Raw genomic sequence first — 13,972 nt, forward strand, 5'->3', positions numbered from 1 at the left:
GGAGACTCTTTGTCGCTGATTAACCCTAAATTTTTTTGTACAAATAGTACTAAATAGTTCTAAAACTGCCTATCTTTCAAAGCACTTGTGATATAATAGGATTGTTATGGAAAATATAAATATTGAAAAAATTGCCCAGAAATTGGGTCTTAAAGAAAACCAAGTATCACAGGTCCTAGATTTGACCGCTGAAGGAAATACGATTCCTTTTATTGCTCGTTACCGTAAGGAAATGACAGGAAATCTGGATGAGGTCGAGATTAAGGCAATCATTGACTTAGATAAGAGCATGACTGTCTTGGCAGAGCGTAAAGCGACGGTCTTAGCTAAGATTGAGGAGCAGGGCAAACTAACGGATGCTCTTCGCTCTGAGATTGAGGCTGCTGAGAAGCTGGCTGATGTGGAAGAACTTTATCTGCCTTATAAGGAGAAGCGTCGTACCAAGGCTACTATTGCCCGTGAAGCAGGTCTCTTTCCTTTGGCCCGCCTAATCTTACAAGATTCGTCTAATCTACAGGAAGAAGCAGAGAAACTTACTAGTGAAGCCTTTCCAACAGCAGAAGCTGCTCTAGCTGGAGCAGTGGATATTCTGACTGAAGCAATTTCCGAAGATACTAAGCTGCGGGCTTGGACCTACCATGAGATGCAGACCAATTCTTTTATCGTATCCAGTCTCAAAGACGGTGATTTGGATGAAAAGCAGGTCTTCCAGATTTATTATGAGTTTTCCGAAAAAGTAGCGACTATGCAAGGCTACCGTACCCTGGCTCTTAACCGTGGTGAGAAGCTAGGTATTCTCAAGGTTGGTTTTGAGCACAATCTCGAGAAAATCCTGCGCTTCTTTGAAGTACGTTTCAAGGTGAAAAATGCCTATATTATTGAAGCAGTTCAGCAAGCAGTTAAAAAGAAAATCATTCCAGCTATGGAGCGACGTATTCGGACTGAGCTGACTGAGGCTGCTGAGGATGGAGCGATTCAGCTCTTCTCAGATAACCTCCGTCATCTTCTCCTGATTGCCCCTCTCAAAGGTCGCGTAGTACTGGGCTTTGACCCAGCCTTTCGGACAGGAGCTAAGCTGGCTGTTGTGGATGCGACAGGTAAGATGCTGACGACTCATGTCATCTATCCCGTGACACCAGCAAAGCCAGCTCAGATTGAAGCTGCTAAGAAAGAGTTGTCAGAGCTGATTGAGCAGTTTAGCGTGGAAATCATTGCCATTGGAAACGGAACGGCCAGCCGAGAAAGCGAAGCCTTTGTAGCAGAAGTTTTGAAATCTCATCCGAATGTCAGCTATGTTATCGTCAATGAGAGCGGAGCATCTGTCTACTCTGCTAGTGAACTGGCTCGTCATGAGTTTCCAGATTTGACTGTTGAAAAGCGTTCAGCTATTTCCATTGCCCGCCGATTGCAGGATCCTTTGGCAGAGCTTGTTAAGATTGATCCTAAGTCTATCGGGGTTGGTCAGTACCAGCATGATGTTAGCCAGAAAAAACTATCCGAAAGTCTGGACTTTGTCGTTGATACAGTGGTCAACCAAGTCGGAGTTAATATCAACACAGCCAGTCCTGCCCTGCTGGCCCATGTAGCTGGTCTTAATAAAACTATCTCAGAAAATATTGTCAAGTACCGGGAAACGGAAGGCTTGATTCGGTCTCGCGAGGCCATCAAGAAAGTGCCGCGTCTAGGCGCAAAGGCTTTTGAACAGGCAGCCGGCTTCCTGCGTATTCCCGAAAGTGATAACTTGCTGGATAATACAGGCGTTCACCCAGAGTCTTATAAGGCGGTGGAGGAGCTCTTTAAGCGTCTTGAAATTAGCAGTTTGGATGAAGCAGCACAAGCCAAATTAAAAGCAGTGCAGACTGCTAGTTTGGCTGCAGAGCTAGGCTTGGGAGAAGAAACCCTAAAAGATATTATTGCTGATTTGCTCAAGCCTGGCAGAGATTTGCGAGATTCCTTTGACGCGCCAGTTTTGCGGCAGGATGTCTTAGATATCAAGGACTTGCGCATCGGTCAAAAGCTGGAAGGGGTCGTCCGGAATGTCGTCGATTTCGGAGCCTTTGTGGATATCGGTATCCACGAAGATGGTCTTATCCATATCTCCAAGCTGAGCACAGACTATATTAAGCATCCTAGTCAAGTCCTATCTGTTGGTGACTTGGTCACTGTTTGGGTGGATAAATTGGATGTGGAACGGGAGAAGGTTAACCTCTCTCTGATAGCACCAAATGAATCTAACTAACTATGTCAAGCGGGTCTCAGCTGAAGATTTTGACTGGGAATTCCGCCACCAAGCCTATTGGAATAAGCATCTCCGCACTACAGGGGGACGCTTCTTTCCTAAAGATGGTCATCTGGATTTCAACCCAAAAATCTATGAAACTTTTGGGCTGGAGACTTTTCGAAAAATTGTCCGCCATGAGTTAGCTCACTATCACCTCTATTATCAAGGTAAAGGTTATCGCCATGGGGATAGAGATTTTAAAGACCTGCTCAAGCGAGTTGATGGTCTGCGCTACGCTCCATCCTTGTCCGACTCGCAAACCTTTCTCATCTATGAATGCCTGAGCTGCAGAGCACTTATCCGTCGCAGACGTAGAGTCAATCTTCAAAAATACCGGTGCGGACGCTGTATGGGCAAGCTCCGTTTGTCGGAGAATGTTTGATAAATCAGCAAGAGAGTTCACTGAAGAACTCTCTTTTTTTAAAAGAATGAACTTTCTAAGGTATAATCAGCCTTTGGCCCGATTGTTTTCTCATAAAATATGGTAGAATAAAGTAAATATGATCATTGAGGTCTCTATCATGAACGTGAAATTCTATAAGTTGAAAAAGAATCGACTGATTTCCGGTGTCTTGTCCGGTCTGTCTGATAAATTTGATTTTGATCTGAGCCTGGTGCGCTTCCTCTTTATTATCTTTACTGTGGTCAATTTCGGCTTGGGAATTCTTATCTATATCCTGCTGGCCATGGTTATGCCTTATAAAGAAGACATAGAAGAAGAAATGTACGGAACTGGCCCACGCAAACGAAAAGAAGCTGAAGCTATCAAAGATGATAAAGACGGTTGGTTTTGGTAATTCTTAATAAAATAGAAAATTTCGGGATGCACTCCCGATTTTTTACTAGATGAAGAGGAGAGAATGATTTTATGAAAAAATTTTCAATCATATGGTATGCACTCAAGTTCTTGCTTTATATTATTCTGTCATTTATTGTTAGTTTTGGAGGGCTTGGTCTTCTGGCTTTTCTCCTTAAGTCTAATTACGGCACTAGTCTGACAATGTCTTTTCTAGGGATGATGATTTTTGGCTATGGCTTTTTGAATTTTTTCTTCTTTCTGTTTACACCTTCAACTAGTCAATCACTTAAAAAAAGTGTTTTGCTACTATCTGTTTTCATGCATCCGCTTTTTATTGCAGTTTCTGTTTTCTTTTTGGATAGTTGTTATGAAGATGGTCTAAGTAATTGGTTCAATAGCCTTAAGAGCATGATTCCAATATTCTTCATTATTCTTCTGGTTAATACGTTTCTTTATTTCTTAGCCTATTCTATCAAAAAGGCACGTGAGCAGCTACATATGGCTAAACAAATGGAAAAGTCTGAGTCACTTTATTTATCAGTTCATTTTGAAGATTAGAAAGGCAGCGTTATGAAACAATTTTCTTTACCGGTGTATTTGTGGAAATTTTTCCTGTATTTGATTATTAGTTTAATTCTACATCTAGTTCTTATTTTTGTAGCGGGCATGGTAGCAGGAGGATATGCTGGCTTGTTTGTTTTCTTTATAGGTATCCTAGCTTTTCCATTTGGCTTGTGGAATTTATTCTTTTTCTTGAAAGTATTATCCCTGGAGCAAAACTCAAAGCGTTTAGTAGGACTTGTATCTATCTTATTTCTGCCAGTTCTAACTCTCATAATTTATGGTTTTGTTGGAGGTTTCCAAATAATTATAAACTCCCTTCCTAACAGCCTATTTTATATTTTTGGTATGCTAGTTTCAAATACAATCGTGTACTCTATAGCTCATTCAATCAATTTTTCTAACTATAAAAAGCGAGCTATTTATCAAACTGAAATAGACTAAACCTGGAAAATTCCACGAAAACCTAAGCACTTATCCAAGGAGGAAATATGACAGAAGTTTGGAATGCTTATGACTTAAATCGAAATCAACTCCCTCATCTCCTGGTTCGAGGAGAAAAAATTCCTGAAGGACAGTTTCATCTCTGTGTCAATGTCTTGGTTCGCCATCAGGATGGTGATATTCTCTTTATGAGGCGGTCATCAAATAAAAGTCTCTATCCTGGCTACTATGAGTTCGGAGCAGGAGGCAGTGTGCTGGCAGGAGAGGATAGTCAGACAGCCGCCCTGCGTGAATTAGAAGAAGAAACAGGCCTGGTTCCTGACAGCATCAGGCTTTTGGAGCAGGTGTGCTCTATCAAAGACCAGTGCCATTTCGACTATTATGAAGTGGTCGTGTCTGGGGATAAGAGTCAAGTCCGCTATCAGACGGGTGAAACAGATGCTCATCTCTGGTTGCCTCTGAAAGAGGTCCCGGCCTTTGTAGAAAACTATCCTTGTTTTAAGAACCAAAAGAAAATTCTCAGCAGCCTGATTGATTGATGTCGCGGCTGTTTTTCTATTTTCACTAAAAAGTTGATTTAAATCAAAATATTTTTTCGACCTAAAATCAATCTTAAAGATTCTTTTGAGGTAAAAATTTGCTATAATAGAAGCAGACAAATTTGAAGGGAGAAGACAATGTCAGTAAAGGTCAAAGACCTCTTAAAAATGTCTCGTCTGTCTCAGGAGTACGGTGATAAAGTATTACTGGAAAAAGAAATTAAAACTTCAGATATTTCTCGGCCTGGGCTTGAAATGACTGGATATTTTGATTTTTATACACCCGAGCGGATACAACTGATTGGGATGAAAGAGTGGTCTTATCTGATGAAGATGAGCTCTCATAATCGCCATCAAGTACTGCTGAAAATGTTCCAGCCTGAGACGCCGGTGGTTATCATTGCTCGAAATTTAGAGATTCCTAAAGAAATGATTGAGGCGGCTGATGAGAAGCAGGTTGCTATTCTTAGAAGCAAAACCTCCACCAGTCGCTTGTCTGGAGAAATTTCCAGTTATCTTGATTCCCGGCTAGCTGAGAGAACCAGTGTCCATGGGGTCCTGATGGATATCTATGGCATGGGAGTTCTCATCCAAGGGGACAGCGGAATTGGTAAAAGTGAGACAGGACTTGAATTGGTTAAGCGTGGCCATCGTTTGGTTGCGGACGATCGAGTGGATATCTATGCCAAGGATGAAGTGACCCTTTGGGGAGAGCCGGCTGAAATCCTGCGCCACCTATTGGAAATTCGTGGTGTTGGTATCATCGATGTCATGAGCTTATACGGAGCCAGTGCAGTAAAAGATTCTTCTCAAGTTCAGATAGCTGTCTATTTGGAGAATTACGATACTCAAAAAACTTTTGACCGTCTAGGTAATGATACAGAGGAGCTGGAGGTTGCCGGTGTCAGAATTCCACGTATTCGGATTCCTGTAAAGACTGGCCGCAATATCTCAGTCGTAATTGAGGCTGCAGCGATGAACTATCGAGCTAAGCAAATGGGCTATGATGCTACAAAGATATTTGAAGAGCGCCTCACCGATTTAATTAGCCGAAATGAGGTGAAACATGATTGATCCAGTAGCTATCCAACTAGGGCCTATCAGTATTCGCTGGTATGCCATCTGTATTGTCACAGGCTTAGTTTTAGCCGTTTATCTTGCCATGAAGGAGGCTCCACGTCGGAAGATTATTCCTGATGATATTTTGGATTTTATCCTAGTAGCTTTTCCCGTAGCCATCGTGGGGGCCCGGCTTTATTACGTGGCCTTCGAATGGGATTATTACGGTAAGAATCTGATAAAAATCATCGATTTTTGGAATGGCGGAATAGCAGGTATTGCTATTTACGGCGGGTTAATAGCTGGTGCTATCGTTCTCTACTTTTTCTGTCGGAGAAGGCTGATTCATCCGGTTGATTTTCTAGATATCGCAGCACCAAGTGTGATGATTGCTCAAAGTATTGGGCGCTGGGGAAATTTTGCCAACCATGAGGCCTACGGTGCGGCAGTTAAGAGTTTGAACTATCTGCCTAGTTTTATTCGTGAGAATATGTATATCGAAGGCAGTTACAGACAGCCAACTTTCCTCTATGAATCTGTATGGAACCTAATTGGTTTTATCTTGATTATTGTTCTCCGCCGTCGGCCTAAGTTTCTGAGACAGGGAGAAATCGCCGCCTTCTATCTGATTTGGTATGGATTTGGTCGGATGATCATTGAGGGTATGCGGACGGACAGTCTTATGTTTGCTGGTCTGCGCGTTTCCCAATGGCTGTCGCTGATTCTTATTTTTGTCGGAATCGGCATCATCATTTACCAAAGAAAAAAGAAAGCCCCTTATTATCAAGAATAAGAAATGCTTAGAGCCGCTGACTCTTGTAAGAGATGTCTGCAAAGAAAGGAGAGAAATATGATAATTGAAATTGCTTATGCTTTACTGGCGGTTGCCCTTATTATCTTCGTGATTTATTTGACGATTACTGTCAAAAATCTGGGCGAGAAAGCTGGTAAGATGCTTGATGAAACAGAAAATACCATCAAGGTTTTGACTTCTGATGTCAACGTGACCCTTCACCAAACCAATGATTTACTGGCCAAGGTCAATGTCTTAACTGACGACATCAATCAAAAAGTTGCAACCATTGATCCTTTGTTTACAGCTGTGGCGGACCTGTCTGAGTCCGTTTCAGATTTAAACGTTCAGGCGCGTACGCTGAGTAAAAAAGCGGTGTCTGCTGGTAAAGGAACCGTCAAAACTACAGCTGGTTTATCTGCTTTGCGTTTTGCTTCAAAATTGTTTAAAAAATAAGAAAGAAGGTCTATTATGGGAAAATTTTCATCACTGTTATTGGGCGCTGTTACTGGTGCAGCTGCTGCCTATTTTCTGACCAGTAAGAAAGGAAAGGAAACGACAGATAAGGTTCGGGACTTTGTAAAGGAATATCAAGAAAATCCTGATGATATACACGAAGCTGTCGTTCAGTCCGCTAAAGACTTTTCAAATCAAGCTGTCAGTGCAATTCAACAAACCAAAGAAAAGGTTGAGAAAGGCGAGATTACAACTGAAACAGTCATCGAATCTGTCAAAGAAACGACAAAATCTGTCGTTGACTACTCACAAGATAAGTTTAACGAAATCAAAGAAAAATTTGATAAAGAAGAAAGCAGCTTAGCTGAGGAAGAACCTGTGTTCTTCGAAGAGGAAGAAGAACCTTCAGAAGAAATCATCATTGACTTCGGAGCAGAAGCGACAGAAGGACAAGAAGAAAAGGCTCTTGAAACAGACAGTCAAGAAGAAAAATAAAACAAAGAAGACTAGCAATTTTGCTAGTCTTCTTTGTTTACAAGAACGAAAAAAAGAACCGAGGACTTAAAGCGTCGTCGGTTTTTCTTATATTTTAAAATCGTAGAATCACAAGGTTGGTTTATTGCTAGTTTGGCGTTTCTTTGCGAACAGGCGATAAGATTGAATGCTAATCAGGCTGGAAGCAATGGCCAAAGTGAAGGACATAAATGTATTCATTTTTAAACTCAAAAATACAAAGCTAAACAAAACTGTCAAGACACAGAAAACAGCAATATTTAAGAAGAAAAAGAGTTCACTTAATCTTGGTGATGTTTCTGCTTCAGGTAAGTACTCTTGATAGAGTGGTGTTTGTTCAGATTCAATTTCTTGATAGTAGTAGTCAGTTGGGTCATCATATTGTTGGTATTTTCTTACGTGCATAATTCTCTCTCCTTACAGTACCCTCTAATTCTACCATTTTTTTGCAGTTTTAAATATTACAAAAGAGTTACAAAACGAATAAATTCGAATGAAAAACCACTCCTTTATATTTTTTTGCTATAATGGTTTTATGAAAAAGATAATTATTACAGCAACAGCTGAAAGTATAGAACAAGTTGAGGAACTTTTGAAGGCGAATGTCGATCGAATTTATGTCGGAGAGAAAAATTATGGTCTTCGTTCACCTCATAATTTTAGTTTAGACGAATTAACTCGAATTTCTGACTTGGTTCACCAAGCAGGAAAAGAGTTGACCGTTGCGGTGAACGCGCTCATGCATCAAGAAATGATGGATAAGATCAAGCCCTATCTTGATTTTCTGCAGGAGATTGGGGCAGATTATATTACCGTTGGTGATGCTGGTGTTTTCTATGTGCTGCAGCGCGATGGTTATAAATTAAAGACCATTTACGATGCCTCGACAATGGTTACCAGCAGCCGTCAGATTAACTTTTGGGCTAAGAACGCAGGAGTTTCAGAAGCTGTCCTAGCGCGTGAGATTCCTTCTGCTGAGCTTTTTAAGATGCCAGAAATTCTGGAAATTCCTGCTGAAGTCTTGGTATACGGAGCTAGTGTCATCCATCACTCCAAGCGTCCTCTTTTGCAGAATTACTATAATTTTACTCATATCGATGATGAAAAGACGCGGGAGCGAGACCTCTTTCTGGCGGAACCTAGTGACCCGCAGAGCCATTACTCGATTTTTGAGGACAATCATGGTACTCATATTTTTGCCAATAATGACTTGGATTTGATGACCAAGTTGATAGAATTGGTTGACCATGGATTTTGCCACTGGAAGCTAGAAGGTCTCTACACACCTGGTCACAACTTTGTTGAGATTGCTAGGATTTTTGTAGAGGCAAGGGATTTGATTGAAGCAGACAAGTTTAGCTCAGACCAAGCCTTTGTGCTGGATGAGGCGATTCATAAACTGCATCCGAAAAATCGTTTTCTCGATACAGGATTTTATGACTATGATCCCGATATGGTAAAATAAATTTAGAAACGAGAACTCTTTTTAGGAGTTCTTTTTTGAAAATAAAAAACATTTAAAAATTAGGATAAAAAATAGATATTTTAAACTATTTTTTGAATTAATTCGAATAATCTAAAAATTAGAATTGTGAAAATAATTCAAAGAACCTTGCTTTTAGGTGTAAATTACTATAAAATAATAAGGATTAGACATCAACACTTTTATATTGCAAATAGGAGAAAATGATGGCAAGAAAGTTGAAACGACCAGAGGTATTGTCACCTGCTGGTACTTTGGAAAAGCTAAAAGTAGCTGTTCGATATGGAGCAGATGCTGTTTTTATTGGTGGACAAGCCTATGGTCTGCGCAGCCGGGCTGGGAACTTTACCTTTGAACAGATGGAAGAAGGGGTTCAGTTTGCGGCTAGTTATGGTGCCAAGGTCTATGTCGCGGCCAATATGGTCATGCACGAGGGAAATGAAGAGGGAGCTGGTGAGTGGTTCCGCCGTTTGCGGGATATCGGGATTGCGGCTGTCATTGTTTCAGATCCGGCTTTGATTGCTATCGCAGCATCAGAAGCACCTGGTCTGGAAATCCACTTGTCTACTCAGGCCAGTGCGACCAACTATGAAACGCTGGAATTCTGGAAAAATCTAGGACTGACTCGTGTTGTCCTAGCTCGCGAAGTTTCTATGGCTGAGCTGGCTGAAATTCGCCGACGGACTGACGTTGAAATTGAAGCCTTTGTTCATGGAGCCATGTGTATCTCCTACTCAGGCCGCTGTACACTGTCCAACCACATGAGTATGCGCGATGCCAATCGTGGTGGCTGCTCCCAATCCTGCCGTTGGAAATACGACCTCTATGATATGCCTTTTGGACAAGAACGTAAGAGCTTGAAGGGGGAAGTTCCAGAAGAATTTTCTATGTCCGCAGTTGATATGTCCATGATTGACCGCATACCAGACATGATTGAAAACGGAGTGGATAGCTTGAAGATTGAGGGACGGATGAAGTCTATTCATTACGTTTCCACGGTGACTAACTGCTATAAAGCGGCTGTAAATGCTTATCTAGAAAGTCCTGAAAAGTTTGAAGCTATCAAGCAGGACTTGGTCGATGAGATGTGGAAGGTTGCTCAACGTGAATTGGCCACAGGATTCTACTATCATACTCCAACTGAGAATGAGCAGCTGTTCGGAGCGAGGCGTAAGATTCCAGAATACAAATTTGTAGCTGAAGTAGTAGCTTATGACGCAGACAGTCAGACAGCGACTATTCGTCAGCGAAATGTTATCCATGAAGGCGATCAGGTTGAGTTTTATGGACCGGGCTTTCGTCATTTTGAAACCTTTGTCACAGACCTTCGTGATGCTGATGGTAACAAAATTGATCGAGCTCCTAATCCGATGGAGCTTCTGACCATTCACTTGGAGCAGCCTGTAGAGGCTGGCGATATGGTGCGGGCTCGAAAGGAAGGCTTGATTAATCTATACAAGGAAGATGGCACTAGCGTGACCGTCCGAGCTTAATCTTATATTCATAGGTGGCTTTTTAATCTAAAAGCCATCTTTATGAATTGAGGTTATCAGAGAGGAAATAGCATGATTCAGGTTTACGGAGATACTCTTGATGAGGAGACTCGCTGCCAGCATTATCATAGTGAGAGAGATGTCATAGCTCTTAAGTGCTTTGCTTGTCAGAAATACTATCCTTGTTTTCTCTGTCATGACCGCTACGAAGACCATGCTTTTCTAGCCTATCCTGTGAGTCGCTCAGAAGATCGAGTAGTTCTTTGTGGTCATTGCAGGACCGAGTTGACTATTTCACAGTATCTTGGCTGTGAGGATGCTTGTCCTATCTGTACTCATCCTTTTAATCCAGGATGCAAGAAGCATCGATCAATTTATTTTCAGACAAACAAATAACTCTTCCATCCAGCTGGATAGAAGAGTTATCTTTTGAAACGACGGTTGGTGATGCGAATGTCTTTCTTTTGGGCTTCACGGATATTATTGGGTACGAGACTGATTCGCTTGATGTCTTGCACGCGGATAATAGTGGTCATACTTTTCTTGAAATTTTTAATAATCAGCTGCTGGCGCTCGCGATCGTATTTGACAATGTCACCAGTGAAGCTTTTATCCAGAAAGATAACGTGGACACCAGATTGTTTACGCAGAGCTAGCTCGATGGTACGCAGGATGCGGCCACTGTCCTCTGGTCCTTGTTCATTCTTTTTGCCACTGATAAATTCGTTGGCTCTTTGTAAAATCATTTCGAGATATTTTTTCATAGCTAAAATCTCCATAACTTGTTACAATATATTATATAACAAAATTCCCTAAATTGTAAATTCTTTTACGAATTATTAGTTGGAAAATAAAACAAGAGGTGAAATATGGCAGAATTTACATTCGAAATCGAAGAAAAACTTCTGGTCCTATCTGAAAATGACAAGGGCTGGACTAAGGAGCTTAATCGCGTTAGCTTTAATGGAGCACCAGCTAAGTATGATATTCGGACTTGGAGTCCAGACCACAGCAAAATGGGCAAGGGAATTACACTTTCTAATGAAGAATTCCAAGTTCTCGTGGATGCATTTAAAAACTGATAGAGAAAGCTCTATCAGTTTTTTCTATTTCTCTGAAAAGTAGGGATGAAATTTCAGACTCTTAAAAATAGGAATGCTGATGATGGTGATGACAACCATTTTTAGCAAGTCTGGCAGGATAAAAGGAGTAAGGCCAACCGCGACTGACTTAGAGAAATCAAATCCTCCTAAGAAATGGAGGCCTAGGATACCACCGACAAAGACGAGAGCATCACCCAATACATTGGCTATAAAAACCATATAGAAAGGACTGTCCTTATGGGTCAGACTGGATGTCACAAAGGCAAAGAGTAAGTAGAACCAGAGATAGCCGGCGCTAGGGCCAAAGAGAGCCTGGAAACCACCGCTTCCTCCAGCAAAGACTGGTAGGCCAATAGCTCCCAGCAGCAGATAAATAAAGACCGACAGAACCGCTTCGCGTGGTTTAAAAATCGTTGCAATCAAACCGACAGCAAAAGTCTGCAGCGTGATGGGAACGGGACCAATGGAAATAGTTAATTGGGATAGGACAGCTAGGAAGGCAGCTCCGATAGCTGGGAGGGCAAGAAGAAAAGCTTTGTTCTTGTTCATAAATAGTAAACCTCTTTTTGATTTTATGGTAACTATTTTAAAAGCTAAATAAAAAAAAGTCAAGTCCTTCTTAATCGGACGAGACAATTATACAGACAGATTCTTATTTCTCTGAAAAGTAGGGATGAAATTTCAGACTCTTAAAAATAGGGATGCTGATAATGGTGATGGCAATAATTTTTATCAATCCAGGCAGGATAAAAGGAGTTAGGCCAACCTCTACTGACTTAGAGAAATCAAGTCCTCCAAAAAACTGCAGCCCTAAGATACCACCGACAAAGACGAGAGCGGCACCCAATACATTGGCTATAAAAATCATATAGAAAGTACTGTCCTTATGAGTCAGACTGGATGTCACAAACGAAAAGGGTAAGAAGAACCAGAGATAGCCGGCGCTAGGGCCAAAGAGAGCCTGAAAACCACCGCTTCCTCCAGCAAAGACCGGCAGACCAATAGCTCCCAGCAATAGATAAATAATGACTGACAAAACCGCTTCGCGAGGTTTGAAAATCGTCGCAATTAAGCCGATAACAAAAGTCTGTAGCGTGATGGGAATGGGGCCGATGGAAATAGTAAATTGGGACAGGACTGCTAGGAAAGCAGCTCCGATAGCTGGGAGGGCAAGAAGAAAAGCTTTGTTCTTGTTCATAAATAGTAAACCTCTTTTTGATTTTATGGTAACTATTTTAAAGACTAAATAAAAAAAGTCAAGTCCTTCTTAATCGGACGAGACAATTATACAGACAGATTCTTATTTTCGTTTCTTGCTTCTGATGAGCAAGACGAAGAAGGCGATAAGACCAAAAATATTAAAGAAAAGGATGCCCAAGGCCGCAAGAAGTTTTTTTGTTTTACTCATCAGTTTTCCTCGTTTCTGGATTGCTTTGTACTATCATATCAAAATTTTCAATGTTTGAATAGGCTTGATTAGAAAAATTAGCTATAGCTTCAAACTATATTCTTATCAATAAAAAAGGATTATCTAAAAGGGCTGTAAAGAATTGCAGCAGCTCACTTTGATTGATATAATAATGCAAAAGTAAATAAGAGTTTTTGCTAGAGGTGTGGGTGCGTAATCAACATCTTCCCAAGCAAGACTGACTAGATTGGAGAAGGCTATGACAGATTTATTAAAAATTTATCAGAAACTACAGGAGAAAAAATGGGTCAACTTGTCCCATCAGATTAAGGAAGACAGTCCGCATTTTCCAGCTCTGCCTGCCTTGGAGAAAAAGGATATTTTCACTTTGAAAGACGGTTTTCATGTTCAGCAGTTTTCTGTAGTTGGCCAGTACGGGACTCATATTGATGCTCCGGTTCACTTTGTGGAGGGTGGTCGCTGGTTGGAAGAGATTGAGCTAAAAGATCTTTTCCTGCCTTTGGTGGTTATTGATAAGTCTAAGGAAGTAGCAGAGAATCCAGACTTTATTCTGGGCAAGCAGGATATTTTAGATTTTGAAGCGGAGCACGGGCAGATTGAGCCAGGAACGTTTGTTGCCTTTCGCTCAGACTGGTCCAAGCGTTGGCCAAGTCAATCTGCCATGCGCAATTTGGATGATCAGGAGGTTCAGCACACTCCTGGGTGGGGACAGGATGCTCTAGAATTTCTTATCCATGAGCGTGGTGTCAAGGCGATAGGCCACGAAACTTTTGATACAGATGCGGGTATTCCTACAGCGGAGCATGGACTGCTCAATGAATATTATCTTTTGGAGCAGGACATTTATCAGCTAGAAGTTATGACCAATCTGGATCAATTGCCGGCTAAAGGTGCTCTCATTTCGATTAGCTTTCCCAACTGGCATCAAGCCAGCGGTTCACCAGTCCGGGCTGTAGCTATTTTACCATAAAGAAAAAGGAGTCTGAGGTTTCATTTCAGGCTCCTTGTCTCATATAATA

The 13,972-nt window shown here is 41.3% G+C and carries 19 protein-coding genes; 15 read left to right on the forward strand and 4 right to left on the reverse strand.

Annotated features, from left to right (window positions below; translation table 11 throughout):
• Positions 1-106: 106 nt before the first annotated feature.
• From O3621_RS01045 to O3621_RS01090, 10 genes are all read left to right on the forward strand, one after another.
• Positions 107-2,239 (forward strand): Tex family protein, encoded by a 2,133-nt coding sequence (locus O3621_RS01045; RefSeq protein WP_314449863.1) that lies wholly within the window; start codon positions 107-109, stop codon positions 2,237-2,239.
• Entirely contained in the window at positions 2,226-2,663 is a 438-nt protein-coding gene (locus O3621_RS01050; protein WP_314449864.1) for a SprT family protein, read from the forward strand. Before O3621_RS01045 ends, O3621_RS01050 begins: the two co-directional genes overlap by 14 nt.
• Before the next feature lie 139 nt (positions 2,664-2,802).
• Positions 2,803-3,078 carry a PspC domain-containing protein gene (locus O3621_RS01055; protein ID WP_032906743.1) on the forward strand — a complete coding sequence of 92 codons (276 nt, stop codon included), beginning with the start codon at positions 2,803-2,805 and terminating at the stop codon, positions 3,076-3,078.
• Positions 3,079-3,149: 71 nt separating this feature from the next.
• Positions 3,150-3,638 (forward strand): histidine kinase, encoded by a 489-nt coding sequence (locus O3621_RS01060; RefSeq protein WP_314449865.1) that lies wholly within the window; start codon positions 3,150-3,152, stop codon positions 3,636-3,638.
• A 12-nt stretch (positions 3,639-3,650) separates the two neighbouring features.
• A complete protein-coding gene (locus O3621_RS01065) occupies positions 3,651-4,085 on the forward strand; it encodes a preprotein translocase (RefSeq protein WP_314449866.1) in 435 nt (144 codons plus the stop codon).
• Between the two features lie 47 nt (positions 4,086-4,132).
• A complete protein-coding gene (locus O3621_RS01070) occupies positions 4,133-4,624 on the forward strand; it encodes an NUDIX domain-containing protein (RefSeq protein WP_371513315.1) in 492 nt (163 codons plus the stop codon).
• A 138-nt stretch (positions 4,625-4,762) separates the two neighbouring features.
• Entirely contained in the window at positions 4,763-5,698 is a 936-nt protein-coding gene (gene hprK / locus O3621_RS01075) for an HPr(Ser) kinase/phosphatase (RefSeq protein ID WP_009659315.1), read from the forward strand.
• Positions 5,691-6,476 (forward strand): prolipoprotein diacylglyceryl transferase, encoded by a 786-nt coding sequence (gene lgt / locus O3621_RS01080; RefSeq protein ID WP_371513318.1) that lies wholly within the window; start codon positions 5,691-5,693, stop codon positions 6,474-6,476. The genes hprK and lgt overlap by 8 nt, the downstream gene beginning before the upstream one ends.
• Before the next feature lie 57 nt (positions 6,477-6,533).
• A complete protein-coding gene (locus O3621_RS01085) occupies positions 6,534-6,932 on the forward strand; it encodes a DUF948 domain-containing protein (RefSeq protein ID WP_002897219.1) in 399 nt (132 codons plus the stop codon).
• Positions 6,933-6,947: 15 nt separating this feature from the next.
• Positions 6,948-7,427, forward strand: coding sequence for a YtxH domain-containing protein (locus O3621_RS01090; protein WP_268697894.1), 480 nt, complete (start codon positions 6,948-6,950; stop codon positions 7,425-7,427).
• A gap of 108 nt (positions 7,428-7,535) precedes the next feature.
• Here O3621_RS01090 and O3621_RS01095 read toward each other — a convergent pair whose 3' ends face one another.
• The gene (locus O3621_RS01095) at positions 7,536-7,850 is read right to left on the reverse strand and encodes a DUF3270 domain-containing protein (RefSeq protein ID WP_268697895.1); all 315 of its coding nucleotides are present in this window, start codon (positions 7,848-7,850) and stop codon (positions 7,536-7,538) included.
• 130 nt (positions 7,851-7,980) lie between these two features.
• Between O3621_RS01095 and O3621_RS01100 the strand changes: the two genes are divergently transcribed.
• From O3621_RS01100 to O3621_RS01110, 3 genes are all read left to right on the forward strand, one after another.
• Positions 7,981-8,910, forward strand: coding sequence for a peptidase U32 family protein (locus O3621_RS01100; RefSeq protein WP_371513321.1), 930 nt, complete (start codon positions 7,981-7,983; stop codon positions 8,908-8,910).
• Between the two features lie 224 nt (positions 8,911-9,134).
• Positions 9,135-10,421, forward strand: a complete 1,287-nt coding sequence (locus O3621_RS01105; protein ID WP_032908118.1) for a U32 family peptidase — start codon at positions 9,135-9,137, stop codon at positions 10,419-10,421.
• A 72-nt stretch (positions 10,422-10,493) separates the two neighbouring features.
• Positions 10,494-10,817: a CHY zinc finger protein gene (locus tag O3621_RS01110; protein WP_002923994.1), complete on the forward strand. Its 324-nt coding sequence runs from the start codon at positions 10,494-10,496 to the stop codon at positions 10,815-10,817.
• A 26-nt stretch (positions 10,818-10,843) separates the two neighbouring features.
• On the opposite strand, the gene O3621_RS01115 is transcribed toward O3621_RS01110, so the two are convergent.
• On the reverse strand, positions 10,844-11,200 hold the full coding sequence (locus O3621_RS01115) for a hypothetical protein (RefSeq protein ID WP_002897226.1): 357 nt from the start codon (positions 11,198-11,200) through the stop codon (positions 10,844-10,846).
• 90 nt (positions 11,201-11,290) lie between these two features.
• On the opposite strand from O3621_RS01115, the gene O3621_RS01120 reads away from it, so the two are divergent.
• Positions 11,291-11,503, forward strand: coding sequence for a YdbC family protein (locus tag O3621_RS01120; protein ID WP_002897227.1), 213 nt, complete (start codon positions 11,291-11,293; stop codon positions 11,501-11,503).
• Between the two features lie 24 nt (positions 11,504-11,527).
• Here the strand turns inward: O3621_RS01120 and O3621_RS01125 are convergent, their stop codons facing one another.
• Entirely contained in the window at positions 11,528-12,073 is a 546-nt protein-coding gene (locus O3621_RS01125; protein WP_049547906.1) for a biotin transporter BioY, read from the reverse strand.
• A gap of 103 nt (positions 12,074-12,176) precedes the next feature.
• Positions 12,177-12,722 (reverse strand): biotin transporter BioY, encoded by a 546-nt coding sequence (locus O3621_RS01130; protein WP_125340925.1) that lies wholly within the window; start codon positions 12,720-12,722, stop codon positions 12,177-12,179.
• Between the two features lie 469 nt (positions 12,723-13,191).
• On the opposite strand from O3621_RS01130, the gene O3621_RS01135 reads away from it, so the two are divergent.
• Entirely contained in the window at positions 13,192-13,923 is a 732-nt protein-coding gene (locus O3621_RS01135; protein WP_125340924.1) for a cyclase family protein, read from the forward strand.
• Positions 13,924-13,972: the final 49 nt, after the last annotated feature.

The sequence above is a fragment of the Streptococcus sp. 20925_1_22 genome (assembly GCF_041431685.1).
Taxonomy (GTDB): domain Bacteria; phylum Bacillota; class Bacilli; order Lactobacillales; family Streptococcaceae; genus Streptococcus.

Excerpts from the sequence above, each read along its gene's own strand:
- O3621_RS01045 (WP_314449863.1), top strand. The coding sequence starts at position 107 with ATGGAAAATATAAATATTGAAAAAATTGCCCAGAAATTGGGTCTTAAA.
- O3621_RS01050 (WP_314449864.1), top strand. The coding sequence starts at position 2,226 with ATGAATCTAACTAACTATGTCAAGCGGGTCTCAGCTGAAGATTTTGAC.
- O3621_RS01055 (WP_032906743.1), top strand. The coding sequence starts at position 2,803 with ATGAACGTGAAATTCTATAAGTTGAAAAAGAATCGACTGATTTCCGGT.
- O3621_RS01060 (WP_314449865.1), top strand. The coding sequence starts at position 3,150 with ATGAAAAAATTTTCAATCATATGGTATGCACTCAAGTTCTTGCTTTAT.
- O3621_RS01065 (WP_314449866.1), top strand. The coding sequence starts at position 3,651 with ATGAAACAATTTTCTTTACCGGTGTATTTGTGGAAATTTTTCCTGTAT.
- O3621_RS01070 (WP_371513315.1), top strand. The coding sequence starts at position 4,133 with ATGACAGAAGTTTGGAATGCTTATGACTTAAATCGAAATCAACTCCCT.
- hprK (WP_009659315.1), top strand. The coding sequence starts at position 4,763 with ATGTCAGTAAAGGTCAAAGACCTCTTAAAAATGTCTCGTCTGTCTCAG.
- lgt (WP_371513318.1), top strand. The coding sequence starts at position 5,691 with ATGATTGATCCAGTAGCTATCCAACTAGGGCCTATCAGTATTCGCTGG.
- O3621_RS01085 (WP_002897219.1), top strand. The coding sequence starts at position 6,534 with ATGATAATTGAAATTGCTTATGCTTTACTGGCGGTTGCCCTTATTATC.
- O3621_RS01090 (WP_268697894.1), top strand. The coding sequence starts at position 6,948 with ATGGGAAAATTTTCATCACTGTTATTGGGCGCTGTTACTGGTGCAGCT.
- O3621_RS01095 (WP_268697895.1), bottom strand. The coding sequence starts at position 7,850 with ATGCACGTAAGAAAATACCAACAATATGATGACCCAACTGACTACTAC.
- O3621_RS01100 (WP_371513321.1), top strand. The coding sequence starts at position 7,981 with ATGAAAAAGATAATTATTACAGCAACAGCTGAAAGTATAGAACAAGTT.
- O3621_RS01105 (WP_032908118.1), top strand. The coding sequence starts at position 9,135 with ATGGCAAGAAAGTTGAAACGACCAGAGGTATTGTCACCTGCTGGTACT.
- O3621_RS01110 (WP_002923994.1), top strand. The coding sequence starts at position 10,494 with ATGATTCAGGTTTACGGAGATACTCTTGATGAGGAGACTCGCTGCCAG.
- O3621_RS01115 (WP_002897226.1), bottom strand. The coding sequence starts at position 11,200 with ATGGAGATTTTAGCTATGAAAAAATATCTCGAAATGATTTTACAAAGA.
- O3621_RS01120 (WP_002897227.1), top strand. The coding sequence starts at position 11,291 with ATGGCAGAATTTACATTCGAAATCGAAGAAAAACTTCTGGTCCTATCT.
- O3621_RS01125 (WP_049547906.1), bottom strand. The coding sequence starts at position 12,073 with ATGAACAAGAACAAAGCTTTTCTTCTTGCCCTCCCAGCTATCGGAGCT.
- O3621_RS01130 (WP_125340925.1), bottom strand. The coding sequence starts at position 12,722 with ATGAACAAGAACAAAGCTTTTCTTCTTGCCCTCCCAGCTATCGGAGCT.
- O3621_RS01135 (WP_125340924.1), top strand. The coding sequence starts at position 13,192 with ATGACAGATTTATTAAAAATTTATCAGAAACTACAGGAGAAAAAATGG.